20 protein-coding genes and 3 pseudogenes are annotated in these 26,057 nt (G+C 72.8%); 16 read left to right on the top strand and 7 right to left on the bottom strand.

The annotated features are described in order from the left end of the window. Window positions 1–92 precede the first annotated feature (92 nt). From ABD946_RS17595 to ABD946_RS17585, 3 genes are all read left to right on the top strand, one after another. Window positions 93–644 carry a cupin domain-containing protein gene (locus ABD946_RS17595; RefSeq protein ID WP_345284627.1) on the top strand — a complete coding sequence of 184 codons (552 nt, stop codon included), beginning with the start codon at window positions 93–95 and terminating at the stop codon, window positions 642–644. A 221-nt stretch (window positions 645–865) separates the two neighbouring features. Continuing rightward, on the top strand, window positions 866–3,151 hold the full coding sequence (locus ABD946_RS17590) for a tetratricopeptide repeat protein (protein WP_345284625.1): 2,286 nt from the start codon (window positions 866–868) through the stop codon (window positions 3,149–3,151). A gap of 52 nt (window positions 3,152–3,203) precedes the next feature. After that, complete coding sequence (locus ABD946_RS17585; RefSeq protein ID WP_345284623.1) at window positions 3,204–3,596, top strand: Mth938-like domain-containing protein; 393 nt, start codon at window positions 3,204–3,206, stop codon at window positions 3,594–3,596. Window positions 3,597–3,622: 26 nt separating this feature from the next. On the opposite strand, the gene ABD946_RS17580 is transcribed toward ABD946_RS17585, so the two are convergent. Further along, window positions 3,623–4,246 (bottom strand): TetR/AcrR family transcriptional regulator, encoded by a 624-nt coding sequence (locus tag ABD946_RS17580; protein ID WP_345284621.1) that lies wholly within the window; start codon window positions 4,244–4,246, stop codon window positions 3,623–3,625. 126 nt (window positions 4,247–4,372) lie between these two features. Here ABD946_RS17580 and ABD946_RS17575 point away from each other — a divergent pair, with 126 nt between their 5' ends. After that, the gene (locus ABD946_RS17575) at window positions 4,373–6,571 is read left to right on the top strand and encodes an MMPL family transporter (RefSeq protein ID WP_345284618.1); all 2,199 of its coding nucleotides are present in this window, start codon (window positions 4,373–4,375) and stop codon (window positions 6,569–6,571) included. 117 nt (window positions 6,572–6,688) lie between these two features. Then, the gene (locus ABD946_RS17570; RefSeq protein WP_345284616.1) at window positions 6,689–7,954 is read left to right on the top strand and encodes an FAD-dependent monooxygenase; all 1,266 of its coding nucleotides are present in this window, start codon (window positions 6,689–6,691) and stop codon (window positions 7,952–7,954) included. Window positions 7,955–8,241: 287 nt separating this feature from the next. On the opposite strand, the gene ABD946_RS17565 is transcribed toward ABD946_RS17570, so the two are convergent. Continuing rightward, window positions 8,242–9,798, bottom strand: a complete 1,557-nt coding sequence (locus tag ABD946_RS17565; RefSeq protein WP_345284614.1) for a trypsin-like serine protease — start codon at window positions 9,796–9,798, stop codon at window positions 8,242–8,244. Between the two features lie 624 nt (window positions 9,799–10,422). Here ABD946_RS17565 and ABD946_RS17560 point away from each other — a divergent pair. The 4 genes from ABD946_RS17560 (at window position 10,423) to ABD946_RS17545 (ending at window position 12,697) form a co-directional block, all read left to right on the top strand. Next, window positions 10,423–10,566 carry a hypothetical protein gene (locus tag ABD946_RS17560; RefSeq protein ID WP_345284612.1) on the top strand — a complete coding sequence of 48 codons (144 nt, stop codon included), beginning with the start codon at window positions 10,423–10,425 and terminating at the stop codon, window positions 10,564–10,566. 289 nt (window positions 10,567–10,855) lie between these two features. Beyond that, window positions 10,856–11,155, top strand: a complete 300-nt coding sequence (locus ABD946_RS17555; protein WP_345284610.1) for a DUF4193 domain-containing protein — start codon at window positions 10,856–10,858, stop codon at window positions 11,153–11,155. A gap of 283 nt (window positions 11,156–11,438) precedes the next feature. Further along, window positions 11,439–12,218, top strand: a complete 780-nt coding sequence (locus ABD946_RS17550) for a DUF1761 domain-containing protein (protein WP_345284608.1) — start codon at window positions 11,439–11,441, stop codon at window positions 12,216–12,218. Window positions 12,219–12,394: 176 nt separating this feature from the next. Next, a complete protein-coding gene (locus tag ABD946_RS17545; protein ID WP_345284606.1) occupies window positions 12,395–12,697 on the top strand; it encodes a hypothetical protein in 303 nt (100 codons plus the stop codon). Window positions 12,698–12,727: 30 nt separating this feature from the next. Here ABD946_RS17545 and ABD946_RS17540 read toward each other — a convergent pair whose 3' ends face one another. The 3 genes from ABD946_RS17540 to ABD946_RS17530 form a co-directional block, all read right to left on the bottom strand. Next, window positions 12,728–14,893 (bottom strand): M48 family metalloprotease, encoded by a 2,166-nt coding sequence (locus tag ABD946_RS17540; protein WP_345284604.1) that lies wholly within the window; start codon window positions 14,891–14,893, stop codon window positions 12,728–12,730. Between the two features lies 1 nt (window position 14,894). Continuing rightward, entirely contained in the window at window positions 14,895–15,551 is a 657-nt protein-coding gene (locus tag ABD946_RS17535; protein WP_345284602.1) for a hypothetical protein, read from the bottom strand. A 624-nt stretch (window positions 15,552–16,175) separates the two neighbouring features. After that, the gene (locus ABD946_RS17530) at window positions 16,176–16,712 is read right to left on the bottom strand and encodes a hypothetical protein (protein ID WP_345284600.1); all 537 of its coding nucleotides are present in this window, start codon (window positions 16,710–16,712) and stop codon (window positions 16,176–16,178) included. Between the two features lie 359 nt (window positions 16,713–17,071). On the opposite strand from ABD946_RS17530, the gene ABD946_RS17525 reads away from it, so the two are divergent. The 3 genes from ABD946_RS17525 (at window position 17,072) to ABD946_RS17515 (ending at window position 19,455) form a co-directional block, all read left to right on the top strand. After that, the gene (locus tag ABD946_RS17525; protein WP_345284598.1) at window positions 17,072–17,782 is read left to right on the top strand and encodes a helix-turn-helix domain-containing protein; all 711 of its coding nucleotides are present in this window, start codon (window positions 17,072–17,074) and stop codon (window positions 17,780–17,782) included. Window positions 17,783–17,863: 81 nt separating this feature from the next. Beyond that, window positions 17,864–18,418: a dihydrofolate reductase family protein gene (locus ABD946_RS17520; RefSeq protein ID WP_345284596.1), complete on the top strand. Its 555-nt coding sequence runs from the start codon at window positions 17,864–17,866 to the stop codon at window positions 18,416–18,418. A gap of 458 nt (window positions 18,419–18,876) precedes the next feature. Next, a complete protein-coding gene (locus tag ABD946_RS17515) occupies window positions 18,877–19,455 on the top strand; it encodes a DUF6368 family protein (RefSeq protein ID WP_345284594.1) in 579 nt (192 codons plus the stop codon). Between the two features lie 218 nt (window positions 19,456–19,673). On the opposite strand, the gene ABD946_RS17510 is transcribed toward ABD946_RS17515, so the two are convergent. Both ABD946_RS17510 and ABD946_RS17505 read right to left on the bottom strand, forming a co-directional pair. Then, window positions 19,674–20,396, bottom strand: coding sequence for a transglycosylase family protein (locus ABD946_RS17510; protein ID WP_345284592.1), 723 nt, complete (start codon window positions 20,394–20,396; stop codon window positions 19,674–19,676). 480 nt (window positions 20,397–20,876) lie between these two features. Beyond that, window positions 20,877–21,715 (bottom strand): annotated as a pseudogene (locus tag ABD946_RS17505) (GntR family transcriptional regulator). Between the two features lie 283 nt (window positions 21,716–21,998). Between ABD946_RS17505 and ABD946_RS17500 the strand changes: the two are divergent. From ABD946_RS17500 to ABD946_RS17485, 4 genes and pseudogenes are all read left to right on the top strand, one after another. Next, window positions 21,999–23,283 (top strand): annotated as a pseudogene (locus tag ABD946_RS17500) (extracellular solute-binding protein). Between the two features lie 166 nt (window positions 23,284–23,449). Beyond that, window positions 23,450–24,298: a carbohydrate ABC transporter permease gene (locus tag ABD946_RS17495; RefSeq protein ID WP_425558646.1), complete on the top strand. Its 849-nt coding sequence runs from the start codon at window positions 23,450–23,452 to the stop codon at window positions 24,296–24,298. A gap of 92 nt (window positions 24,299–24,390) precedes the next feature. After that, window positions 24,391–25,141 (top strand): annotated as a pseudogene (locus ABD946_RS17490) (carbohydrate ABC transporter permease). A 73-nt stretch (window positions 25,142–25,214) separates the two neighbouring features. Further along, window positions 25,215–26,057, top strand: an 843-nt coding sequence (locus tag ABD946_RS17485; protein ID WP_345284590.1) for a beta-N-acetylhexosaminidase, incomplete at its 3' end; no start/stop codon positions are given.

Genomic DNA, 26,057 nt, shown 5'->3' with positions numbered 1-26,057 from the left:
TCGCTCAACTGTTGACGCCCCGGAGTCGGCGGAGGAGACTCGTTTTCAGAGAACACCAGTGTATCCCGAAATACTGCCGGGAAGTGATCGTCATGACCGGACCGCTCATCAGCCCGCCCGCCCCGTCCGCCGCGCGCGTGCCGCCGCCGCTGACCGTCGTCCGCCCGGGCGAGGGCACGGAGGCCTTCCTCGGCTCGATCGGGGTGGCCTTCAAGCTCTGGGGCGCCGACACCGGCGGAGCGGTCTCCGTCGTCGAACACCCCTTCCCTGTCGGGGCGTTGGTGCCGCCGCACCTGCACACCCGCGAGGACGAGTACTCCATCGTCACCGAGGGCGAGATCGGCTTCCGCTCCGGCGACCGCGAGGTGGTCCTGGGGGCCGGTGGCTACCTCACCAAACCCCGCGGCGAACTCCACACGATGTGGAACGCCGGCCCCGCCCCGGCCCGCATGATCGAGATCATCAGCCCGGCCGGCTTCGAGCACTTCTTCCGCGAACTGGCCGAGCTGCTCGCCGACGGCCAACCCCTCGCCGAGGACGCCCTGCCCCGCCTCGCCGCCGGCTACGGCCTGCGGTTCGGCCGCCCCGACTGGCTGCCGGACGTCATCTCCCGCTACGGCCTCACCCCGCCGCCCGGCTCCTGAGCGCGGCGCACGATGCCCGTTGGGAGGCCTTCAACTGACAGGCATGGTGCGGGCGGCGGCTGGGTAGCGGACGGACCATGGACGCCGCACTGTTGTGGACGGCCGGGGGAACGCTCGCCGGATGCGTCGCGTTGGGATTGGCGAGCTGGCAGATCCGTCTGCAACTGCGTCAGCATGCCCTGGGCGGTGGGCCGTTGGAGCCGGATCCGCAGGATCTTCCCGTGACGGTCCCGGTCTTGCCGCCCGTGCGCAGCCTGCCGGCCGAGTTCCGGGGCCGCCAGGACCAACTCGACGAACTCCTCACCATGGCGGGGCACTCCGAGGGGCGGGTCGTGGTGCTCACGGGGATGGGCGGCATCGGCAAGTCCACGGTGGCCGCCGCGGTGGCCGAGCAGGTGCGACGACGCGGAATCCGTCGGCACGTCTGGTGGGTCTCCGTCGCCGAGCCGGGCAGCCTGGTCGCGGGGATGCTGACCATCGCGCGGACCCTCGGGGCGTCGACCGCCGAGCTGAACGCCATCGCGTCCGGAGCGCCGCAGGCACCGGACGCCCTCTGGGCCGTACTGGAGAGGACCAGGCACCGCTGGCTCCTGGTCATCGACAATGCCGACACGCCGCAGGACCTCGCCCTCCCCGGTGCGCCCGCCGGTCCGCAGGGGGAGTCCACCCACGACACCAGCGCGGCGCGGGTGGCCGACGGCCGGGGCTGGCTCAGGAAGCCGCGCAGCGGAATGGTCGTCGTGACCACGCGCTACGCGGACGCGGCCACCTGGGGCCGGGACGCGACGATCCGCCGGATCGACCGGCTCGGCGCCGCCGACGCCGGGCGGATCCTGCGCGACCTCGCACCGGAGGGCGGAGACCAGCGGGAGGCGGAGAGCCTGGGGGAGCGGCTCGGTGGTCTGCCGCTCGCCCTGCACCTGGCGGGTCGTTACCTCGGTTCGGACTTCGCGCTGACGCGCGGGTTCGCTGAGTACCAGAGGTCGCTCGACACCTCCTCCCGGTCCGTGGACTTGCTGACCCCGGACCGGGACCTGAACCTCCCGGACCGGGCCACCGTCCTGCGGACCTGGGAGACCTCGCTGGACGCGCTCGACCTCGCGGGCGTGCCCCAGGCCCGTACCCTTCTGCGGCTGCTCGGCTGCCTCGGTTCCGCGACGGCGCTCCCCGACGACCTGCTGGATCCGGAGCTGCTCCGCACGCTCGCACCGCCGGACGCCGTCACCGCCACCGACCGGATCGGCTGGCTGGAACAGGGCATGCGGGCGCTGATCCGCCTCGGCCTGGTCGACCGGACGCCGGCAGCACCCGACGGCGAGCCGACCGGTCACCTGATGCTGCACCCGGTCGTGGCCGATGTCGCACGGGTGCACCTGGACACCGAACGACGGGCCGGGGAGGTCTCGGCGGTCGCCACGCCGTCCGTGGCCGTGGCGCTGATCGCCGGGGCGCTCGACCGGCTTGCCACTGACCGGCCCGCCGACTGGCCGCGGTTCCGCCTGCTCGCACCGCACTTCCGGGCCCTGCTCAACACCGTCGCACCGACTCTCGACGGCGAGGCGCTGGCGCTGCTCGCCCGCTGCGGGACGACCCTCACCGACTACTGCGAGTGGAGCGGGCCGGCCTCCTTGGGGGTCGAGGTCGCGACTGCGACGCTCGCCGCCGTCCGCTCGCTGCCGGAGGATCACCGCGACGTCCTCGAGGTCCGTTACTGGCTGGCCCGGTGCAGGGTGTTCCAGGACGACAGGGTCGCCGCGGAAAGGGAGTTGGGACAGCTCCACGCCGATCAGGTGGCCGCTCTCGGGGCTGCCGCACCGGAGGCCCTGCGGACCGAGTGTGTGCGTGCCGCCGTGCTGATCGGCCTCGGCCGCTACGAGGAGGCCGACGAGCTGCTCAGGGCGGTACTCGCGGCGCAGCGGGAGGTCCTGGGCGAGCGCCATCTCGACACCCTCGCGACCTACCACGAGCTGGGGCGGGTCGAGGGCCACCGCCGGCGCTGGCCCGAGGCCGAGGCGATGTTCCGCACGGCCGCCACGGGCCGGGCAGCGGTGTTCGGCACCGACCACCCGGCGGCCCTCGCCAGCCGCAACCGGGTCGGCTGGACGATCGGCGAGCAGGGGCGGACCGAGGAGGCCGAGGCCGAACTGAGCAGGGTGCTCGCGGTGCGCCGCAGCCTCTTCGGAGACGAGCACCACGACACCCTCGCCACCGTCGAACGGCTCGCCTGGGTCCGGGCGTTGAACGGACGGCTCGACGAGGCGGAGCGGGATCTCGCCTCCGTCGTCGGGATCAGGACCCGCCTGATGGGCCCGTCCTACCTCGGGACCCTGAACTCGACCGTCCTGCTCGCCCGGGTCATCGCCCGGCAGGGCCGACGGGACGAGGCGAGGAGCCTGCTGCTGGACGTGCACGAGCGGCAGCAGCGACTGCTGGGGAGCGGCCATCCCGAGACGGAACGGACCCGAGCGCTGATCGAGCAGCCCGGGCGGGCAGGGCCCGCCGGGTAGTGCTCGCCCCGTGCGCGTTCGCTGCACCCTGACGCCTGTGAGAATCGTGCGCATGAACGATGCTGACGGTTCGACAGGGGCCCGCCGAGCGCCGCGGATCACGCACCTGGAGTGGGGCCGGATGGAGGTCGAGGGCCTCGCCCCCGGGAAGGACTTCGTGCTGTACCCGGGTGGGGGGCATGCCTGGGACTGGAGCGTGCACGGCACCCGCCACGCAGCGGGTGTCCAGCCCGGCGACGCCCAGGAGCTCCTTGACCAGGGCGCCGAGGTGGTCGTCCTGACCCTCGGGATGGACCGGGTCCTGCGGATCGCCCCGGCCACCCTGGAGCTCCTCGCGGCCGCCGGTGCGGAGGTGCACGTCGCCGACACCCGTGCCGCCCTCGACCTCTACAACCGCCTCGCCGAGACCCGCCCGACCGGCGCGCTGTTCCACTCGACCTGCTGACCGACCGTCACGTGCCCGTGAGGGTGTCAGTCCGGTGCCGCGGCGCTCAGGAGCGCGTGGACGGTCGTGGCCATCGTGCGGGCGGCGGCTGCGGTGCCGAGGCCGGAGCTGCGCCAGTGGTGCCAGGTGGTCCAGGTGGTGGCGGCGTCCAGGGCGTGGAGCAGGTCGGTGCGACGGGCCCGGGTGAGGGGGTCGAGCTCGGTCGCGAAGACCTCGGACAGGCGTTGGCGGGCGAAGTCGAGCATCAGGCGGACGGCTTCGTCGATCTGCGGGGACGGGTTCTCCAGGCGCATGACGGCGAGCCGGGTGGGGGTGAGGCCCTCGAGGATGCGGGCGCGCTGGGCGACCAGTTCGGCGATGCGTACGTCCCGGGGGCCCGTGGTCGGCAGGGGGCCGACCTGTGCCATCAGCTGGTCCAGGCGGCGGGTGATGGCGACGCCGGTGAGGTGGGCGAGATCGGCGAAGTGGTGGAAGACCAGGCGGCGGGAGACGCCGGCGCGCGCGGCGACCTGGTCGGCGGGGAAGGTGGTGCGGCCTTCGTCGAGCAGGGACAGCACCGCGTCGGCGATCCTCTCGCGGGTCTGTTCGCCGCGCGCGGTCCGGCCGTTGACGGTGGGCTGGGTGGGCTTCGCGGGCTCGGTGCGTTCCACGGGGCTCCTCTCCTCGTCTCGCGTTGACATTATTGCACTCCGAGTGCAAGCCTCTCGATTGCACTCGGAGTGCAAGTGTCGTTTCCCGGGGACCCGCCGCCCCAGGCCATGCGAGAGGCGCCCGGCATGCTCACCCTCACCGGACGCTGGTGCGTCCGCAGACCCGGAACGGTCCTGACCGGCTGGCTGCTCCTGATCGCCGCCGCGCTCGCCGCCGTGACGCTCCTCGGCAGCGCCACCTCCGAGACCGTCACCATCCCGGGCAGCGACAGCCAGGCCGCCCACGACCTCGCCGCCCGTTCCTTCCCCGAGGCGCCCTCCGGCAGTCAGCCGGTGGTGCTGCACGTACCGCCGGACCGGCCGCCGCTCGGCTCGGGGCCGTCCGCCGAGGCGGTCCGGGCGGCGGCCCGCGCGATGGCCCTGGTCCCGCACGTGCTCGACGTCGGCCTGCCCTACGGGGACGAGGGCCGGGCGCGGATGAGCGCCGACGGACGCACCGCCTACCTCACGGTCGAACTCGACGTGAGCGCACGCGGGTTGACGCCCGAGCTGACCCGTTCGCTGCTCGCGGCCGCGGCCCCGGCCGAAGCCGCCGGCATCGAGGTCACCCCCGGCGGTGGCCTCGCGGCCGCGGCCGACAAGGGCTCGACCCACCGCAGCGAACTGGTGGGGATGGCCGCGGCCCTGGTCGTGCTGGCCCTTGCCTTCCGCCGCCCGGCCGCCGCCGTCCTGCCGCTGCTGACCGGTCTGGCCGGGCTCGCGGTGTCGCTCTCGCTGCTGGGGCTGGTCGGACACGTGGTGGACGTCCCCTCCGCCGGCACCACGATCGCCGCGATGATCGGCCTGGGGGTGGGCATCGACTACACCCTCTTCAGCCTCACCAGGTTCCGCGAACTGCGCGGCGCCGGCGTCGAGGTGGGCCCGGCGGCGTTGGCGACGACCACAGGGTCGGGGCGTGCCGTGGCCTTCGCCGGATGCGCGGTGGTGGCGGCGCTGGCGGGGCTGGCCCTCGGCGGCCTGCCGCTGTTGTACGCGCTCGCGCTGGCTCCCGCCCTCGCGGTCCTGACCGCCGTCGCCGTCAACCTCACCCTGCTGCCGGCCCTGCTGGTCCTGCTCGGACCCTGGCTGAGCGCCGAGCGCCCTCCCGTCGGGGCGGGTGACCGGCGCCGGACGAGGGGTTGGCGGCGGATCGCCGAGCTCGTCACCGCCCGGCCCTGGCGCCCGCTGTTGGCGGGCCTCGCCCTGATGGCCCTCCTCGCGGCTCCCGCACTGCAGTTGACGTTCGGTCAGCTGGACGGCTCCCACCACGCCCCCGGCACGATGAGCCGTACCGCCCACGACCGCCTGGCCGGCGCCTTCGGACCGGGAGCCGAGGCCGCCCTGCTGGTGACGGCCACCCTGCCCGCCCCTGCCTCCGCCTCCGACTCCGTCTCCGCCATGGGACCGGCCGGGCCTGGGCTCGCCACCGTCACCGAGGCGTTGCGGCGCACACCCGGGGTGGCGGCGGTCGCCGGGCCCGCCGTCGCGCCCGGCGGACTGGACGTCCGCTGGAAGGTCACCCCGACGAGCGCGGCCGCCGACCCCGCGACGGCCGGCCTCGTCCACCGGCTTCGGGCCGGGACGCTTCCGTCCGTGACCGCGGGCACCGGCTGGGTCACCCACGTCGGCGGCGTGCCCGCCGCGCAGGCCGACCTCAACCAGCGGATCGCCGACCGGCTGCCCCGGGTGGCCGGGTTCGTCCTGGCCACCGCCGCACTCCTGCTGCTGCTGGCGTTCCGCGCGCCGGTGGTGGCGGTGAAGGCCGTGCTGCTGAACCTGGTCTCGGTCGGCGCCGCGTACGGGGTGCTGACGGCGGTGTTCCCCTGGGGGTGGGGGCGGGCGCTGACGGGGCTGGACGCGGCGGTGCCGGTGCCCGGGTACGTACCGCTGCTGATGTTCGCCGTGCTGTTCGGCCTGTCGATGGACTACGAGGTCTTCCTGCTGACCGCCGTCCGCGAGGCCCACCTCCAAGGCCTGGACGACCGCGCGGCCGTCGTCCAAGGCCTGACCCGGACGGCCGGCGTCATCACCTCGGCCGCCCTGATCATGGTCAGCGTCTTCCTGGGCTACCTGCTCTCGGGCGATCCCGTGGTGAAGATGTTCGGCATCGGCCTGGCCACCGCGGTGGCCCTGGACGCCACCGTCGTCCGCGGCCTCCTGGTCCCCACCAGCATGGTCCTGCTGGGCCGCGCCAACTGGTGGCTCCCGGCGCGCCTCGGCCGCCTGCTGCCGCGCATCGCCGTCGAGGGCCGCCAACACGCCCAACCGGACGTCCACGGGACGTAATGTCGGCCGTACCGATGAGTCGTGCGCGGTTCCGCAGTCGACACTCCGGACCCATCGAGAGCGGTGGGCCCGTGCCGGGGGCGACCCGGCGCACGAGGAAGCACACGGAGGCAGTGAATGGGCGTCGACGACTTCGGGCCGCGGTCCACGGTCCGCACCGCAGGGCAGCGGGCGCGGGCGGGCGCGCCCAGGCTACTGGTGGCGGGGGCGGGCATCGCGGGGCCCGCACTGGCCCACTGGCTGCACCGGCGCGGGGCCGAGGTGACGGTGGTGGAACGGGCCCCGGGTCTGCGTCCCGGCGGTCAGGCGGTGGACGCGCGCGGGATCGCCAAGGAGGCCATCCGGCGGATGGGGTTGGACGCGGCGGTCCGCGCCGCGTGCACCGACACCGCCGGCGCGCACACCGTGGACGAGCACGGGCGGGTGCTGCAGACCGTCCGGGCGGAGGACGACGGCGGTGACGGGTTCATCGCGGACATCGAGATCCTGCGCGGGGACCTGTCCCGGGTGCTCCACGAGGACACCCGCGACGGCGTCGAGTACGTCTTCGGCGACCGGATCGCCTCGCTCGCCCAGGACGCCGACGGAGTCGACGTGGTCTTCGCGGGCGGTGCCCGGCGGCGCTTCGAGCTGGTGATCGGGGCCGACGGGCCCTACTCGGAGCTGCGGGCGATGGCCTTCGGGCCGCACGAGCGCTTCCTGCGCCCCCTCGGCCACGTGCTGGCGTTCTACAGCGTGCCGAACGAATTCGGCCTGGACCGCTGGCTGCTGGAGTACCAGGACCAGGCGTCCGGACGCTCGGTCCTGCTGCGGCCGATCCAGGACGCGACCCGGGCGATGGCGATGTTCTACTCCGCCGCCGGTGACTTCGACGTCGACCACCGTGACGTGGCGGCGCAGAAGCGTCTGCTGCGCGAGCGGATGGCCGGCCTGGGCTGGCTGGCCCCGGAGATCCTCGCCCACGTGGACGACACCCCGGACTTCTACCTCGACCAGGTGGCCCAGGTGGTGATGGACCGTTGGTCGAACGGGCGGGTCGGGCTGCTGGGCGATGCGGCGTTCTGCTCCTCACCGATGTCCGGGCAGGGCACGGGGCTGGCACTGGTCGGTGCCTACGTGCTGGCCGGAGAGCTGGCCGCCGCCGGGTGGGACCCGGCGGCGGGTTTCGCCCGCTACGAGACGCTGATGCGTCCGTTCGTCGAGGCGAACCAGGAGATCGGCCGCCTGAACGCCCGCACCCGCGAGGTCCGCGGGCCGGACGCCGAGCCGCTCCCCGACTTCTCCGGCGCCTGGTTCGCCGACCTGCTCACCCGCGCGATCAACGGCGTCGACCTGCCCGACTACGCGGGGGTGCCGGACTCCGCGCCGCCGCCCCGGCGGTAGGGCGCCCTCGTCACCGGCCGCGGGACGACATCGACGTGCGGTTCCCCGACCTCAGGCATGTGCAGGGCTCGGGGACCGACCGGGGCGAGCGTGCCCGGTGTTGTCCTCCGCCTCCGCGTTCGCAGCTGCTCTTGAGGACTCGGCAGGATCCGCGTCGACGCCGACGCCGCCGCCGGCTGGAGCGGGCGGTCGCCGACGCGTGAACCCGGCAGGTGCCCGACCCCGACCGCGGGCCGGGCACCGCACCCGTCACCGCGGCTCGACCGGCGAGCACCCGCAGGGACGGCCTAGCGAGGTGCTGCTGCGCCACCGGTCAGGGCGCAGTCCGGTCGGGTGAGCTTCAACCGGGAGCCGGTGGTGAGGCAGGCGGCGATCTGATGGACCTGCTGGCCGTAGCTGCGGCCCTGCACCGAGGTCACCGATCCGTCCCGGCCGACCTCGCAGGGGTTGTTCTCGGTGCACTGCTCGCCGTCCTCGTTGTGGGTGTTGTTGATGCCCACGACGGTCTCGCCGTCGGACGCCAGCAGTGCGCTGCCGGAGTGGCCGGCCCTGCTGGCGCAGTTGCCGGTGGTGGCGTAGCGCACCGCGTTGTCCTGTTGGTAGCCGGCCTCCCGCAGGTGCGGCACCACGGCCTCCACCGTGCACGACGGACGGTTGAAGTTGTAGGCCATGGTCAGCCGGTCGCCCTTGCGCATCGGGGTGGTGGACAGCCGGAAGACCTTCGCGCCCTCCGCGGCCAGCTGCGCGTAGGTCTTGTCCAGCCGGTACAGCGCGATGTCCGTGCCCGACATCGTCGCGTACACCAGTCGGGTCGCGCGGGCGCTTGCCCGGGGGTAGCCGGCGGGGTCGTTGATGGTGACCGGGTCCTTCAGGTCGGCCGGCCGGTCCACCAGCGCCGTTCCCGGCGCGGGCCGGCCGCTCGGCACGCAGTGGCCGTTGGTCAGCACCAGCGCCGGGTCCTTGGGGCGGGCGGTGGGCGGACGGACCACGGAGCCCAGGCAGTTGCCGACCTTGGCCGCGCCCTCCACGTTCGGGATCGGATCGAGCGGCGGCACGTCGGTCCCGGTCACGATGCCGTTGATCCAGGCGGAGTTGGGTGCGACGTCGGCGTAGAGGCCGGGGAAGTAGGAGTTCTTGTTGCCGGCGCCGACGACCGTTCCCGCCAGCACCCACTCGTCGCCCTCCCGGACCAGGGCAGGGCCTCCGGAGTCCGTCGTCCCGGGGCCGAGCGGGGGAGTGGTGCGGCCGATGCACAGCAGCGAAGCGGTATCGGTACCGTCCCAGCACTCCTCCATCGGCAGGACCTCGGTGTCGGCCTCGCGGAGCCTGCTGGGGAAGCACACGGGGTCGTTGAAATCGTCGCAGCTGTCCGAAGCCTGCCCCCAGCCGAGGATGCGGGCGGGCGTCCCGGCAACGGGCGTGGTCGCGGACAGCCGCACGGGCTTGGCCCGTACGGGGGTGCCCAGGTGCAGCAGCGCGATGTCCTCGCCCGGGGGATCGTACGCGGCCGTACGCCGGTAGAACCTGTCGACCTCGGTGACCTCGCCGCCGTTGGTGACGTCCAGCGAGCCGACGCGGACCTTCCAGCCGCGGGGCACGCCCGCCTTCGAGCCCGTCGGGGTGCTGGCGCAGTGCCCCGCCGTCACCGCCCACTGCGGAGCGATGAGCACGGCCCCGCAGCGGTGGCCGTCCGGGCGGGGGGCGTCGTACTGGAGCGAGACCATGAACGAGTACGGCTGGGTGGACTCGGTGCCCCCGATGACGGCCTGCGCCGGCAAGGCGGTGACCAGACTCGTGATCGCCGCCGCCCCCGTCGTCAGGACGGCGGCCGTCCTTCGGCTCATCCACGTGCGCATGTGTGACTCCCGTTCGTCCGCCGCCGGGCCCTCGGCCGGCGGCCATGTACGGAGGAACGGCACCGGGCCGTTCCGCATGGCCACGATCTTGAACGCGGAGGGTATCCGGTAGGCCTCACCCGCGCTTCAGGCACACTGCGGGAGCCACTCAAACGTGTTTCAGCGAGAGCCTCGGAGCCCGTAACACGGTTGCGAGCCCTGGCTGCTGACCTTCCATCAGCAGGGGGGAGTGCGGCGTGGAGGCCGAGCCGTCGTTCCCAGCCGGGCCACTGCGCGCTCGACGGGTTGGCGCCAGCGGCGGTAGGTGGCCTGCCACTCGGAGTCGCTGCCGCAGCCCGCGCTCCGGCGAGCGTCGGATCGCCGCGTCGTCCTCCACCACCAGGCCCGCACGCCGGGTCAGGTCCGCAGAGGTCCTGCCGACACCCGCGAAGCTGCCCGCGCCCGGACTCAGGCCGAGGCCACCGCGGCGGGTGCCGCTGATCTGCGTCGTGGCGGTCGGGTTCGCCGTGGCCGCGCTGTGGACCCCGCACCGAAGGGGCCTGCTCGCCACGTCACTGGCCGTGCCGGCGTTGGTGTTCTGCCCGGTCCGGCTGGTGTACCAAGTGCACAACGGTGCACAACTCCTCGGCCCCCGGGTCGGAGCTGAGCACGTTGGAGGTCGGAGAGTGCTACGGCCTCATCACGGACCAGGACGGCAAGAACACCTCCGGGAAGCGCCGGGCCACCTGCTCCCACGAATGGGTGTTCCAGTCCTGAGCGGCTGGTCAAGGCCGAAACCGGGCGGTCTGCCGTTGGGCGATCCGTGTCGCGGCCGGTGACGGATCTGGTCCGCTGAGTGTGGGGTCGTCAGCTGGTCGCGGCGGGACAGGAGTTGCCGGTGGCCGGGCCTGGCGACTGCCCGGATGTGGGTGATGTGTCCTTGCACCCGGTACACCTCGGTTACACTCCGCACACCATTCAGCACCGGAACCGGCGCGGGCCGGGAGGCGGTTCGGCGAATCCGCCCATGCCCGTGCCAGTGCCTTCAGACGATGAGGACTCCTTTGTGGCAACCGACTACGACGCTCCGCGCAAGGGCGACGACGACAGCTCGACCGACAGCATCGAGGAGCTGAAGGCCCACCGGAGCGACAAGTCGGGCTCCAGCATCGACGCCCTCGACGTTCTCGAGTCCGCCGATGGTGTGGAACTCCCCGGAGCAGACCTCTCCGGTGAGGAGCTCACCGTCGCCGTTCAGCCGATGATGAGCGACGAGTTCACCTGCAGCAGCTGCTTCCTGGTGCACCACCGCAGCCGACTGGCGCGCTTCAAGAACGACCAGCCGATCTGCCGCGACTGCGACTGACCGGGCATCGAGCCACGCGCCCACGCGTCCCTCACGGGGGCAGCGGGCGCTGCAGGACATCCTCGACCGCGGCACCGGCTCCCGATCACTTCGGTCGGGAGCCGGTGCCGGGTGAACGCGTGAGGGCTTCGGCGACAGTGTCCCGGCGAGTGGCGGCCGGATTGCCGCGGGCCGCGGGTGGGTGCCTCCGGGCGGCTCCCAGGGCCGAGTTTTCGCGACCCACCGGCCGGGCATGACTGCGGCGGCAACCGCCGCGCCCCGTTCCGAGGACTGAGGCCAGGTCATGCAGTGGTGGAGCGTCAGTGCCTTCGTCGTCAGCACCGTCGTGGTCGCCGTCCTCGCGAACCTCTGGGCGTTCCTGGCCTGGCGGCGCGCCGACCGGGCGCTCGCCCGGGCACTGGCGGAACTGGACGAGCGTACGGGGGCGCTGTACCCGGCGACCCTGCTCGCCCACGGCCGGAGCCGCTACGACACCGTGGCCACCGGATGGGCGGCGATCCACCGCGCCAGGAGGCCGCTGCGGGACGGCGAGCTCGACCACCCGCTCACCGCCCTGGCCCGCGAGGTCGTCGACCGCGGACTCCCGCAGGACCTCACCGAGCTCACGGAGGGACCGGACTTCCGTACCGCACACGGCGAGGAGGCCCGGTGGGTGGCCGACCGGATACCCGGGCCCGAGCAGGAGGGCAACCTTGTCCCGGCGCTGATGGGCTTCCCGGCGGTCGTGATCTCCGGCTGGATGGCGCTCTGCACGGTCGTGGGCCTGGCAGCCTGGCTGTCGCGGACGGGGGCGGCGGCAGACGACACGAGCCCGCCGGACGACGGCTCAGGTGCTTACGGCGGTGCGGTGCTGGCCGGCCTGCTCGTCTGGCTGGTGGGGTTCGTGGTCGTGCTCGCCGTGCAGGCGCTGTTCTGGTACCCGGTGCGGGAGCGCTGGCTGCGCAGGTTGCGGGACCGCAGCGCGCAGCTGGTCCAGCGCGAACTGGGTGATGCCCACGACGCGTTCCTCGCCGACCTGGGCAAGGGGGTCGCTGACACGCTCCACGCTCGGGAGGAGAGGTGACGGTCACCAGTGCGCTCCGGTCGGCACGGTGACGGTCCGTCACTCCTGGGCTGCAGGTCACGTCCGCCGTCGACGGGGTGCCGAGGTGCTGTAGGGGGCGCCCGATGTGCGGGGAGCGGAGGGTGGTGTGAGAAGCTTCGGCGCTCCTTGCACCACGTCTCACCTGGGGGAATCCCGTGCGGGTCCTGCACCGCCGCCACCTGTTCACCGCTTCGACGCTCGCGCTGGCCGCCCTGCTGACCGCGTGCGGCGGGCCGGCCGACTCCGGACCCGCCGCTCCCCGCGCGTCGGTGTCACCCTCGGTGGGCAGGTCCGCCGCCGTGGCCTTCGATCCGGAGGTGGCGCTCGCGAAGTCGGCGGATGGCCGCTACTCGGCCGAGGCCGCCATCACCTCCGCGACGGACGGCGAGACCCTTCACAGCACCCGAACTGAACTGACCACCGGCGGCCGGCGGCCGACGCGGTGGGCGTGCACCTGATGCCGGAGCAGCGGCCGCTCGTGGGGCCGGTCAGCGGTGGCGTCCTCCGGTGCGCCGGGGACGGGCCGTCGGCTCGTTCTGCGGGGCGGCCGGGCGGGGCAGGGGGGCGGCCTCGGGCGGGGCGGTGGTCGGTGCCGGTCGGTGGTGGTGGCGGAAGGCGTAGACGGTCGACGCCGTGAGGCGGCCGGTCACCGCGAGGCCGGTTGCGGCTGCGCCGAGCAGGAGGGCGAGCCCGGCGTTCCCCGGAGCGCTCAGCAGGGCGGCGACCGTGCCGACACCGAGGCAGACCGTGGCGTACCGGACGCGGCGCCGGAACTCGGCGTCGTGCGGGGCGGCTGCCGCTCCCGCCAAGGCGCCTGCGGAGCAGATCAGCCCGGAACCGGCGACCAAGGCGAGCGGCGAGTCGGGGGGTTGCTCCAGGAGGTGGGACGCCGCGGCGACGGTGCCCGCTGCGGTGGCGGCCGTCACGGCGTGGGCGAGCAGGAGTCGAGGGCCCGTCACGGACGGCGCCTCTGTCCGGGTCGTGCCGTCCGGCGGGAGCAACGGCGTTGGTGCGGACGCCCGTTCGGGTTGGCGGCGTCGGAACACCAGGAGCACGCCGGCGAGCACGGCGCCCGCGATCACCGCGCCTCGGAGGTACGGCGTGCTTCCGCCCGGAAGGGCCGTCGGGAACCAGGTGGCCGTGACGAGCACGCCGTACGCACCCACCGGCCAGGACGCGGCTCGTGGCCCGCGCAGCGTGTCGTGGGCGAGGGCGAACAGGGCGAGCGCCAGGACCGAGAGGACCGCTGTCAGCGCGAGGCCGAGCAAGGCGGTGTCGGTGAGCGGACGCCACCACATGCTGTGCAACTGGGCGGAGCGGCTCCCGTACGGCTGGCTCGGGTGGAGTGCGCACCCGGCGTAGAGCCCCGCGAACATGCCCAGGGCGATCAGTGCCAGCCGCCCCGTCCCGGCGCGGCCGCCGCCCCAGGCGCCGACCGTGCGGCGGATGCCGGTCCCGAGGACGGCCCCGGCGGGCAGGAGGAGGGGGAGAGCCAGCCAGGTGTAGACCGGGCGCAGCGTGTCGATCTCCAGGAAGCCCAGGCGCCCCCCGGTCAGCATCAGCTCGAAGCTGTCGCCCAGCAGCAGATTGACGGCCAGCAGGGCGACGCAGCCGGTCAACGCGGCGTCCCAGAAGCTGAGTTCGCCGGCGAGGGCGGGGTGGCGCAGGGCGGCCCGGCGGCGGGGGAGGGCAGGGTGGGTGCCGAACGGCAGACCGCCGCCGTCGCGTCCGGCGGCCAGGTCGGTGAAGAAGGCGTCGAGGCTGCGCTGCAATCCCGCCCTCCGCCCTGAACGGGTGTCGTGGCCGTGGACGGCGAACGTGTCGGCGTGCAGTTCCCTGGACTGGAGGAAGGCGTTGCGGGCGGCGTACACCAGACCGGCCAGCACGGCCAGGTGGAAGGAGAGCTGCCCGAGGTACCCGCCGTCCCCGGCGTCACCCGACACGGCGAAGCCGAGGGCGGCGACGAGCAGGACGAGGAAGGCCCCCCACAGCGCGCCGATGCCCTGGGTGACGTCGAGGTCGCGGTGGCGGATGTGGCCCAGTTCGTGACGGACGACCACCTCGAAGGTGTCCGGGGCCTCGTCGAACCGGCGCTCCATGCCGCTGCCGAGCTCGATGTGCCGGCGCCCCCAGTGTCCGAAGGCGACGGCGTTGGAGGTGTAGTCGCCCGGGTTCAGCCAGACCCCGTGGACGGTGACGCCCGCTTCGTCCGCCAGCCGGAACACCGCCGCCGCGAGGTCCGGCCGGTAGCCGGTCCCCGGGCGCAGCCTCAGCAGGCGGTGGCGGAGGATCTGCCAGTACGGGCCGAGCCAGTACAGGACGAAGCCGCCCACCCCCAGGATCCCCAGGGCCAGCCCGACTCGGAACTCGCCCCGGGGGACCGGGGGTTGGGGGCAGTGCTGCGCCAAGTACCGCTGCAGAGCCGGTCCGTCCTCGCCCGCCACCTGTTGCGGTGGCCAGACCGGTGCCAGGCGGAGGATCTCGCGTTCGACGGGGGAGAGCGGCAGTTGCAGCTGGTACTGCCTGACCGCACCCGGCCAGCACATGGCGTACGCCATGCCGGCGTCGTCCTCCCGGCTGGTGGTGGCGGGGAAGGCGATCGTGACCGCCGCGCTCATCAGGGCGACGCAGAAGAGGAGGGCCCGGGCGAACACGTCAGCTCCCGCTCGCCGCTGGGCCGTTCCCGCCCCCGTTCCCGGTGGTGTCCCCGTCCGGATCCCGGTTCCCGGTGGTGTCCCCGTCCGGATTCCCGTCCGGGTTCCGGCGGTCGGCGGGGCCGGGCGCACCCGGGCCGATCGCCGGGGTGTCGGCGGATCCTGCGGCCAACGCGGCGACGAGCTCTGCCAGGACGGAGTCGGCGATCTGCTCCGCCCGTTGCCGGTCGGACGTGTGGCGCAGGGCGCCCGACAGCGCAGCCTGCCGCCAGCGGACCAGCTCCGCCGCGGTGGGTGCGGGCGGCTCGGCCTCCGGCGGCAGGTCCGGTTCGGCGGGCTCGGGCGGCTCCTGGTCGGCCCCGCGTCGACGGCGCCTCACCCGGTCCGAGAGGCGCGAGGCCAGCCGGCCCATCCACTGGGCGGACATCGTCCCGAGCACTCCGGCGGCCGCCGACAGCGCCGCGGGCGTGACCACGTCGGTCGCCAGCCCCACGATGTCGATGGACAGAGGCCTACGGCGCCGCAGGCGGGGGCGGAAGTGGCTCCGGGCGCGGCGCTCGAAGAGCGGGAGTTCCTTCGGGGCGACCTCGGCCACCACCGGCCGGGCGAGGGCGCGGATGATCCGACGGCGTTCCGCCCGGACCCGCCACGGGCTCACGGGCCAGGCGGCGTCGGATGATTTCGAAGTCGTCATGAGTGTGTGTCAGCCCCCCGTTGCGGTCCCGGACTCAGCTGCGACCGCGGTGATGTCGGACATCGGCCCGCGTGCCGCGACGTGTCGTCAGTATGGCCCCGTGATCTCACGCTGTCCGGCCATCGGCGCGATCGGGCTCCGGGCCCGTTCTCGGGCCGTCCCCGGCTGGTCGGGCCGCACGGGCGCAGAGGGAGGCCACTCCGTCGAACGCGGCGGCAGAGCTCACTCGGGTGGCCGTCGATCGCCGCCGGCAAGTCCCGAGCCGCTGTCCTCACCGCAGGGTCACCGTCGTGGGTGAGCCGGGCCGCTGTCGGACGGCGGATCAGTGCTTGATGCCCAGGGCCGGGACGAGGTCCGCGAAGCGCAGCTGGTCGTGCATGGAAGCTCCCCACCGGCGGTCTTCACGCGGTCCCGGCCGCACCACCTCGGTTGTCGAGGCCCTTCGCTGCGGCGCAGTGCCGGTCGCAGGGGTGGCGGCGATCGGAGACGTGTGTGCCGAAGTGCGGCGCGCGGGGCGGGGGTTGGTGCGGCCATCCGGGGGGTGAGGGGATGCCGGGCCGGGTCCGTGCCGGTGGGTGGAGCTGGTGCTCATGGCCCGTATCGGCTGCGGTGCCAGGCCACCTGTTCGGGGGGCATCGAGGACGAGATCTTCTGTACGTCGCCAAGGTGTCTGTTGTCCCCTCGCGCGGGCCGCCCGCGTCGGGCCCAGGTTTCGCGAGTCCGGTAGGTGAGGAGGGACACGTGGGAGGTGGGCTGCCAGTGCAGCGTGTACTCGGGGGCGTTGGAGTCCGGGACCTCCTCGAGGACGGTGCGGCGGTGGGCGAGCAGCCGTTGCAGTTGGTGGAGGCGCAGGTGGCGGTCGAAGCGGCCGTACCGCGCGCTGATCGCCGTGGGAACGGTGCCGGTGGCCCCGGATGCGAGCCGGTGCACCTGGACGGTGAAGTGGTGGCCTTCCCAGGGGTGGTCAGGTGATTGCCGGTGCCAGAAGAACTCGACCAGTCCGTAGTCGTGCCACATGGAGTCGGCGTAGACGCTGGACTCCGTGAAGTCGGGGCCGAGGATCGCGGTGACCTCCTCGGGGGTGTGCGTCGGCTTGGCACCGAGCACCGTGCCGGATGTGATCACGTCCAGGTAGAACGCGAGCGAGTGCGGGGTCAGGTGCCTTCTCCTTGGCTTCGCTGGGGGGCCTGGGGTCGGGGCCGGGTGTTGGAGCGGGTTGCTGCGGATCGTCGTCGTACCCGGGGTGGTGGTGAGGTGGGGGCCGGTGGGGAGATGGTGGCGTTCTCGCCGGGGGGAGGGCAAGTCCTCGCCGGCTCGGCGGGTGGTCGCCGGCCGTGCTCGGAGTGTGCGGTACCTGGCCGGGCAGCGGGGCTCGACGGTGGTGGTTCGGGTGGGGTGGGTGTTGTCGGGTGGGGGTGTCAGAGTTGTGGTGGACGGGGCGGGTTGTCGGGGCCGGGTGGGTTGGGGTGGTTGGGTTGGGTTTGGTGATCGAGAGCCGGCCGTCGGAGTCGGTGTACGTGGAGCGGGTGTGGCGCAGTCGCAGTGAGGGCGCCGGTCGGATGATGTCGGTGGCGACGTCGCACTGGGAGCTGGTGTTCTGGGAGCACCAGGGCCAGGTGCAGGCTGCGGTGCTGGGGCCGGAGGAGAAGGCGTCGTGGGCGCCGGTGCCGGGGGACGCCGCCTTCTTCGGGATCAGCTTCGCGTTGGGCACCTCGATGCCGCACATTCCGGTCAGTTCCCTGGTCGGCGGCAACGCGGAGATCGCTGACGTGACGCGGCGTTCGGTGTGGTTGAAGGGCTCGTCGTGGAGGGTGCCCGACTACGACAACGCCGAGGCGTTCGTCCTCCGGATGGTGCGCGAGGGCATCGTGGATTTGGACCCGGTGGTGCCGGCCGTGCTCGGCGGCGCCCGCCCCGATGTCTCCGACCGCACCCTGCAGCGGCGCTTCTCCGCGGCGACCGGCCTGACCCAGGGTGCCGTGCGCCAGATCGACCGCGCCCGGCAGGCGGCCGTGCTGATCCGGGAAGGGGTCTCGGCGGGGGAGGTCGTGCACCTGCTGGGTTACTTCGACCAGCCGCACCTGGCACGGTCGTTGAAGCGCTACGTCGGGCGGACGGCCACGCAGTTGGGCGTCCGGGACGCGGCGGAGCCGCTGTCGCTTCTGTACAAGACCTCGCCCGCGGTGCCCGCCTAGTGTTCAGGACGTAGCCGGAACGGGGTCCAGCTCCCCTCGCCGAGGGCGGGCTGTGGGCCCCGAGTTCATCGTGGAGGAATCATGCGCAAGGTCGTCTCGGGTCTGTTCGTCTCGCTCGACGGTGTCGCCCAGTCGCCGAACGAGTGGCAGTTCGCGTTCGACGAGGAGATGGGCGCGGCGTTGGCCGGCACGCTGGAGTCGGCCGACACGATCCTGCTGGGCCGGGTGACGTTCACCGAGTGGGCCGGGTACTGGCCGACGGTGACCAGTGGCGAGGACGCCGGCTTCGCCAAGTGGATCAACGACTCGCCCAAGTACGTCGTCTCCTCGACCCTGGACAGCGTCGAGGACTGGGCGAACAGCACCCTGGTCAAGGGTGCCCTGGTGGCTGCGGTCAACGAGCTCAAGGCGGGCGAGGGCAAGGACATCACGGTCGCGGGCAGCCCGACGCTGGTGCGTTCGCTGCTGGAGCTGGACCTGCTGGACGAGCTGGTGCTGCTCATTCACCCGGTGGTGGCCGGCGGGGGCCGCAAGCGGCTGTTCGCCGACGACGGCGCGCTGACGAAGCTTCAGCTGGTGAGTGCCCAGCCGACCAGCAGCGGGGTGATCATCGCGACGTACCGCCCCGCGCGCTGAACGGAGCGCCGTGGCGGACCGTGCCGCGGACACGGCCGGTGCGCCACGGTGACCCGGCGGCCCACCAGGCGGTGAGCCCGCCGGCCATGACCCCGGACCACGACGGCAGAGCGAGGGCCGGCCGTTCGGCACCGCGGTGAACGACGACAGCGACGGCAAGAAGACCGGTACCGCTCGCAGTCTCCGCGACCAGGGCGCCGTCGTCGCCAAGGCGTGACACCCGCCAGCCGTGCGTCCCGGGCGGCTGCTGTTTCGGGCTGCGGACGTTGCCGGCAGCGGGCTCCGGTGCACCAGGGCGGGGCGGTGGGGCCGACCGTGCTCCTCAGGCGGTGGTCGGTCTCACCGTGGCCGTGGCCGCGGCGGCCTGTCGGTGGGCGAGGCGGCAGCCGGAATCCGCTGGCGTGTACGGCCGTTGGCCGACCAGACTGGGGCGGAGGTGGAATCGGAAGGGGGACGTGGTGGGCGACCAGCCGGTTGTCGGTCTGTGGTTGAGGGAGCGGACCGATCCGTGGGACTGCGAGCCCTGGCTCCGCGATTTCTGCGGCGTCAGCCCGTCGTGCGGTGAGAAACCGGCTCCGGTGATCCTCGTTCGCGATCCGGCTCCGCTGGGCCTGCCGGGCTTCGACCTGACGGATGTCCACTCAGTGGACTACGGGTGGCCCGAGGCGCCCGATCCCGACGATCTCGTCGACGCCGCGCTCCCGCAGGGCCTCGTGCCGCCGGCCGAGGTGGCGTGGCTGCACGCGGTCGGCCGCGGGCGGGCCAATCAGGTCGTGCTGGGCCACCTGGCGCTGTTCCTCGCGCAACGCCACGACGCGTTGATCGACGTCTGTTACCTGCTCGGGTCGGGTCCCTACGACGACCGGGACGACGAAGCCCAGCTCGCCGACGCCCGGGCCGTGGCCGCCTCGCTGCCCGGAGGTGTCTGGGAAGTCCCGTACCTCACCGAGGACGGCGACACCTGGTACCGGCACGTCTGCGACCGCGAGGCGTTCGCCGCCTGGCTCGACCACCCCGGATTCGAGCTGTACAGCTGATCCGGAGCTCTGGCGCGGCCGCCGCGCCGGCTCGCACGCGCTCACCGACGCGTTCGACAACGCGCGCAACCGCACCCGCCTACGAGCTGCGCCGAGCCGAGCGACAGGCGATGGCGTCGCCGGTACGTGCTGTCGGGTACTCGGGTACGACGAAGCCTCCTTCCACGGACCTGGGTCCGTGGAAGGAGGCTTCGTGGTCTGCCGGTTCTGACCGTGGGTCAGATGCTGAGGACCTGGCCGGGCAGGATCATGTCGATGTCGCCGCCGATGACCTGGGCGTTGTTGCTGTACAGGGTGGTGAGGTTGACGCCGTGGGCGGCGGCGATGGCGCCGAGGGTGTCGCCGCTCTTGACGGTGTAGCTGCCACCCGTGCTCTTCTGCACCGGGGCGGCCGCGGCGGCCGGGGCGGACTTCTCGACGGGCTTGCGCTCGGTGCCGCGCGAGGCGGCCTGGGTGTCGTTCTTGGGCGCGGCCTTGGTGCTCTGGTCGGCCTGCTTGGTGGACTTCGCCGGGGCGCTGGTGGCGGAGGTGTCGACCTGCGGGGCGGCGCCGCCCTTGGTGAGGCCGGCCTTGACGGAGCAGACCGGCCAGGCGCCGGGGCCCTGGGAGGCGAGGACCTTCTCGGCGACGGCGATCTGCTGGCCCTTGGTGGCCTGGGCGGCGGAGGAGGCGTACTGGGTGCCGCCGTAGGCGGCCCAGGTGCTCGGGGTGAACTGCAGGCCGCCGGAGAACCCGTTGCCGGTGTTGATGTTCCAGTTGCCGGTGCTCTCGCACTGGGCGACCGAGTCCCAGGTGGAGGAGGACGCGGCGGAGGCCGAGGTGGCCGTGACGAGGCCCGCAACCGGAAGGGCGGCCACAGCGCCGCCCATCAGGACCATCCGCAGGCGGTTGCGCTTGACGGTGGCGGTGGTGGTGGCGGTGGTCTCGTGACGGAAGGTCATGCAGATCCTCTCGGAAAACCCCAGGCGGACAGTACGGAGCGGCCCCGAACAGTGGGTGGTGCTCCGAGATGTCTCACGCAGCGGGCGGCTGTTCACACGGGGGGTGTGGTGGGCCGCCCCGGTCACCTTCGCCGCGTGTGCCTGGCCGCCTCAAGGGGCGGGGGCCGCGGGCGGTGAACCCGGGAAGTGCGCTGTGCACTGCTTACGAAGCTACGAGCCACCGGGGCCTGGGACAAGCATTTCGCCGAAATCGCAGCTCAGGGCGGCGTTACCGAAGGTACGGCCGAGCCCGCACCCCCGATTCCAAGGGCTGGGCGAGCCCGCCGGAAGATCGTTCCAGGACCCGATGTGGCCGCCGTCACCCCGCCGGGACGGTGACGGCGAGCACATCGTCCACCCACCGCGAGGACACGGCCACGCACGGTCGGATCCGGCGGCGGAACGCGGTGGCCCCCGTCACAGCCGTCTCACGGCGCGGGCTCACAGCACCGGCTGGATGTCCCCCGTGGTGACGGTGTGCCCGGTGCCGCGGGTGGTGAGGTCGCCGGGGGGGATGCCGGGGTGGTGGCGGGTGTCGTCGGAGGAGGCGGGGGGAGGGGTCGGCGAGGGCGATGCGGGAGACGATGCGGTAGCGGTCGCCGCGGTAGAGGGAGTGGACGTATTCGACGGGGGCGGCCGGTGTCGTCGGTGGTGAGGCGTTCGAAGCGCAGGGCGGGGGAGAGGGCCGGGACGGAGAGCACGCGGGCCTCGCGGTCGCTGACCACGGTCGGTTCGATGGCCTGGACGGCTTCGCGGACGCGGACCCCGTGGGCGGCGAGGAGTTCGTAGAAGTCCCCGCTCTCCAGGGCGGCGGGGGAGAGGCCGGGGGCCAGTCGGCGGGGATGTGGAGGTGCTCGATCGCCATCGGCTCGCCGTCCACCAGGCGCAGGAGCGCGATCTGGAGGATCTCGGCGGCGGGGGAGAGGCGCAGTTTCCGGGCGATCGCGGGCGCCGGCCGGCAGCGTGGCGAACTCGAGGACCTGGCTGGTCCAGGTGCCGGAGGGGCGGGGGACGCTGAAGGACGGGGCGCTGCCGCCGGCGGGGGTCAGCTCCTGGACGATCTTGGCGAGGGCGACGAACATGCCCCGGCCGTGCTCCCTGGTCAGCAGGCCCTCGGCGACCAGTTCGTCGACGGCTGCCCGCAGGGTCGGGCGGGAGACGCCGAGTTGGGCGCAGAGGGTGCGTTCGGAGGGGATCGGGTCGCCGGGGGCCAGCGACTCGGCAAGTTCGCGTAGGTACTCCCGGACGTTTTCCCTCTTCAATCCCGTGCCTGTGGCCATCGCGGATCCCGTCCTTCATCGGTGCGTCACTGACTGGTCAGACCATACCAGACCAGTTCGCCGAGGTGACCAGTTACCGAAGGGTCTCCCCGGAGGGGCCAGGAGCTGGATCTTTCCGCAGTTGAAGGCCGCCTGTGGGCCGAAACGGAGGCCTTGACGGAGTGTCGGGGCTGTGCGACCTTCTCATACCACCGGCCAGACCAGTTGGTCCGACTGGTAAAGAAACGTCGAGAGTGGTCACTCCAGCAGACCGCTCTCACTCCTCCCCCAAGGCGGCACCAACGTGAGACCCACCGCTCTTCCGACCACCCTGCGCTCCGCGGTCGCCCTCCTGCTTGGCACGGCCACCCTGGTCGGCTGTTCCTCCTCTGGCTCCGACGGCGGCTCCACGGCGGCGACGCCGTCGAAGCTGACCGTGTGGATCATGCGGGACAGCGTGACCGACGGCTTCCTCCAGCGGTTCAAGGCCGACTTCGAGGCGGGCCACGCGGGCACCACCCTGGACGTCCAGATCCAGGAGTGGGACGGCATCGGCCAGAAGATCACCAGTGCGCTGGCCAGCAAGGACGCGCCGGACGTCATCGAGGTCGGCAACACCCAGGTCGCCCAGTACGCGGCCAGCGGCGGCGTCAAGGACCTCAGCGACAAGACCGCCGACCTCAGGGGCGCCGACTGGATCCCCGGTCTCGCCGAGCCCGGCAAGATCGACGGCAAGCAGTACGGCATCCCGTGGTACGCGGCCAACCGGGTCGTCATCTACAACAAGGACCTTTTCGCCCAGGCCGGGATCACCACCCCGCCGAAGACCCGCGAGGAGTGGATCGCCGACACCACCAAGCTCAACTCCGGTGGGAACGACGGCATCTACCTCTCCGGCCAGACCTGGTACGCGCTGGCCGGCTTCATCTGGGACGAGGGCGGCGACCTCGCCGTCAAGGGCGCGGACGGCAAGTGGGCCGGCGCGCTGGACACCCCGCAGGCCAAGGCCGGCCTGGCGTTCTACCAGCAGCTCCAGGCGCTCGGCAGCGGCCCCAAGGACTCCGACGAGGCCAAGCCGCTGCAGGCCGAGGTCTTCGCCAAGGGCAAGAGCGCGCAGGTCATCTCCACCCCCGGCGGCGCCGCGGCCATCCTCAAGGCCAACCCGGCGCTCAAGGACAAGCTCGGCTTCTTCCCGATCCCCGGCAAGACCGCCGCCAAGCCCGGCGCGGTCTTCACCGGCGGCTCCGACCTGGTCATCCCCGAGTCCTCCCGGCACCAGGACGCGGCGTACGAAGTGGTCAAGGCGCTGGCCGGTGACAAGTGGCAGACCGACATGGCCAAGGAGATGAGCTACGTCCCGAACCGGACCTCGCTCGCCACCGCCCTGGCCGGCAACGAGGGCGCCTCGGCGATGGCCGCCGGCGCCGTCAACGGGCACGCCACCACCCAACTCCCCCAACTGGGCGGTGGTCGAGGCGAACAACCCGATCAAGCAGTACATGACCCAGGTGCTCACCGGCGCCGACCCGGCCACGGCGGGCAAGGCCGCCTCCGAGGCCGTCACCAAGGCCCTCAACAGCTCCAACTGACCCCCGCAGAGCACTCCGAGAACGGGAGTCACGCCGTGCTCACCGCACCCGAGGCCGTACCTGCGGCCGCACCCCCGCCCGCCCAGGTCACCGCCGGCCGCCGCGCACCCGCGGGAGGCGCGGGGCACTCGCCGCGGCCTGGCCGTACCTGCTGATCGCCCCGACGCTGGTGGGCACGGCGTTCCTGCTGCTCTACCCGCTGGTCCGGAACCTCCTGATGTCGTTCCAGCACTTCAGGATGGCCGAACTCATCCACGGCGGAGCCGAGTTCGTCGGCCTCGCCAACTACACCCGGGTGCTGGCCGACCCGGACTTCTGGACGGTGGTGCGCCGCACCCTGGGGTGGACGGCGCTCAACACCGCGCTCATCATGCTGTTCGGCACCCTGATCGCCCTGATGCTGGCCAGGCTCGGCCGGCGGATGCGCCTCGCGGTGATGAGCGGCCTCGTCCTCACCTGGGCCACCCCGGTCATCGCCGCCACCACCATCTTCCAGTGGCTCTTCCAGTCCCGCTTCGGAGTGGTCAACTGGTCACTCGACGCCCTGGGGTTCCACGGCTTCCGCGACTACGCCTGGTTCGCCCACGGCGGCTCGACCTACGCGATCCTGGTCGGGCTCATTGTCTGGCAGTCCGTGCCGTTCGCCGCCCTCACCCTGTACGGCGGCCTCACCACCATCCCCGCCGAGCTGTACGAGGCGGCCCGGCTCGACGGTGCCGGATCCTGGCAGACCTTCCGCCTCGTCACCTTCCCCGTCCTGCGGCCGCTGTTCGCCCTGGTCACCTCGCTGGAGGTGATCTGGTGCTTCAAGTGCTTCGCCCAGATCTGGGTGATCAGCCAGGGCGGCCCGTCGAACGCGACCACCACGCTGCCGGTCTACGCCTTCCAGATCGCCCAGTCCCTGCACAAGTACGACCTCGGCTCGGCCGTGTCCACGCTCACCGTCCTCATCCTCGCCGGCGCCCTGGTCTTCAACCTGCGCCGGATGTTCCGCCAGGAAGGAGAGGCGCTGTGAACGCCCTGGCCGCCCGCCGCACCCTGCGCCGGATCCCGCTCAACGCCGCCGCCCTGGCCGTCCTCGCCGTCTCGGCGTTCCCGGTCTACTGGATGGCGATCACCGCCCTCAAGCCCACCGCCGACATCCAGGCCGACACCCCCTCCTTCCTCCCGCTGCACCCCCACCCTCGACCACTTCCGCACCGCGGTGGACGCGGACGGCTTCGGCACCTTCTGGCGCAACAGCCTGATGGTCACCGGCGGGGCCGTGCTGCTCTCCCTGGTGGTGGCGCTGCTCGCGGCCTTCGCGGTCGGCCGGATGCGCTGGCGCGGCCGGCGGGCGTTCATCCTGACGGTGTTCATCGCCCAGATGGCGCCCTGGGAGGCGCTGCTGATCCCGATGTACGTGATCGCCCGGGACACCGACCTGCTCGACAGCCTGTCGATGCTGACGCTGGTCTACTTCATGACCACCCTGCCGTTCACCATCGTCACGCTGCGCGGGTTCCTCGCCGCCATCCCGGTCGAACTGGAGGAGTCCGCCCAGGTGGACGGCTGCAGCCGGGCCGGGGCGTTCCGCCGGGTGACGCTGCCGCTGCTCGCCCCCGGCCTGCTCTCCACCTCGCTGTTCGGCTTCATCACGGCCTGGAACGAGTTCGCGTTCGCCAACACCCTGATCATCAAGAACCAGGACGCCCGCACCCTGCCGGTCTGGCTCTCCTCCTTCGCCAACGTGTTCGGCACCGACTGGGGCGCCACGATGGCCGCCTCCTCGCTCTTCATGCTCCCCGTCCTGCTGGTCTTCCTCGTCCTGCAGAACAAGGTCACCTCCGGCATGACCGCCGGCGCCGTCAAGGGCTGAGCCCGGCCCCCTGACGCTCCGTCAAGCCCTGCCGCCCACCCGCCACCTACCCCGGAAGAAGAAGATCCTCCCCGTGATCCTCCCGACCCCGGTCGACCTCGTCCGCACCGCCGGACGGTTCACCTTCACCGAGCGGACCACCGTCCGTGCGGACGGCGACGCCGCTCAAGTCGCCGACCTGCTGCGCACGTTGCTCGGCCCCGCCACCGGGCTGCCGCTCGCCCCCGGTGCGGCCGGAACGGTCGTGCTGACCCTCGACCCCGCCGAGCGGGAGCTCGGGGACGAGGGGTACCGGCTGACCGTCGACCCGTTCCAGGTGACCCTGCACGCCGCCCGGCCCGCCGGCCTGCGACACGCCGTCCAGACCCTGCGACTGCTGCTGCCCCCCGAGGCACTGTCACCGCGGCCCGTGCCCGGCGTCGTGTGGAGCCTGCCCGCCGTCCGGATCACCGACCGGCCCCGGCACCCCTGGCGCGGGTTCATGGTCGACACCGCCCGGCACTTCCAGCCGCTGGAGCGCCTGCTCGCCACCGTCGACCGGATCGCGCTGCACAAGCTCAACGTGCTGCACCTGCACCTCACCGACGACCAGGGCTGGCGGCTGCCGGTGGACGCCTACCCCCGCCTCACCGAGATCGGCTCCCGCCGCGCCCGCAGCATGGTCGGCCACGCGGGCTCCGCCCGCTACGACGACCTGCCCCACCAGGGCGCCTACACCAAGGCCGAACTGCGCCACCTGGTCGCGTACGCCGCCGAACGGGGCGTCACCGTCGTCCCCGAGATCGACATGCCCGGCCACACCCGGGCCGCGCTGGCCGCCTACCCGCACCTGGGCAACCACCCCGAGCGGCAGCTCGACGTGTGGACCGAGTGGGGGGTGTGCGAGACGGTGCTCGGCGTGCACGAGGAGGTGTTC

Origin of the sequence: Kitasatospora albolonga, from assembly GCF_039535905.1 — a bacterium.
Lineage (GTDB): Bacteria > Actinomycetota > Actinomycetes > Streptomycetales > Streptomycetaceae > Kitasatospora > Kitasatospora albolonga.
The sequence above is the reverse complement of the archived record's forward strand: the minus strand, read 5'-3'. Positions and strand labels throughout refer to the sequence as shown.

Excerpts from the sequence above, each read along its gene's own strand:
- ABD946_RS17550 (WP_345284608.1), top strand. The coding sequence starts at position 11,439 with ATGCAGTGGTGGAGCGTCAGTGCCTTCGTCGTCAGCACCGTCGTGGTC.
- ABD946_RS17570 (WP_345284616.1), top strand. The coding sequence starts at position 6,689 with ATGGGCGTCGACGACTTCGGGCCGCGGTCCACGGTCCGCACCGCAGGG.
- ABD946_RS17575 (WP_345284618.1), top strand. The coding sequence starts at position 4,373 with ATGCTCACCCTCACCGGACGCTGGTGCGTCCGCAGACCCGGAACGGTC.
- ABD946_RS17510 (WP_345284592.1), bottom strand. The coding sequence starts at position 20,396 with ATGACCTTCCGTCACGAGACCACCGCCACCACCACCGCCACCGTCAAG.
- ABD946_RS17565 (WP_345284614.1), bottom strand. The coding sequence starts at position 9,798 with ATGAGCCGAAGGACGGCCGCCGTCCTGACGACGGGGGCGGCGGCGATC.
- ABD946_RS17520 (WP_345284596.1), top strand. The coding sequence starts at position 17,864 with ATGCGCAAGGTCGTCTCGGGTCTGTTCGTCTCGCTCGACGGTGTCGCC.
- ABD946_RS17585 (WP_345284623.1), top strand. The coding sequence starts at position 3,204 with ATGAACGATGCTGACGGTTCGACAGGGGCCCGCCGAGCGCCGCGGATC.
- ABD946_RS17595 (WP_345284627.1), top strand. The coding sequence starts at position 93 with ATGACCGGACCGCTCATCAGCCCGCCCGCCCCGTCCGCCGCGCGCGTG.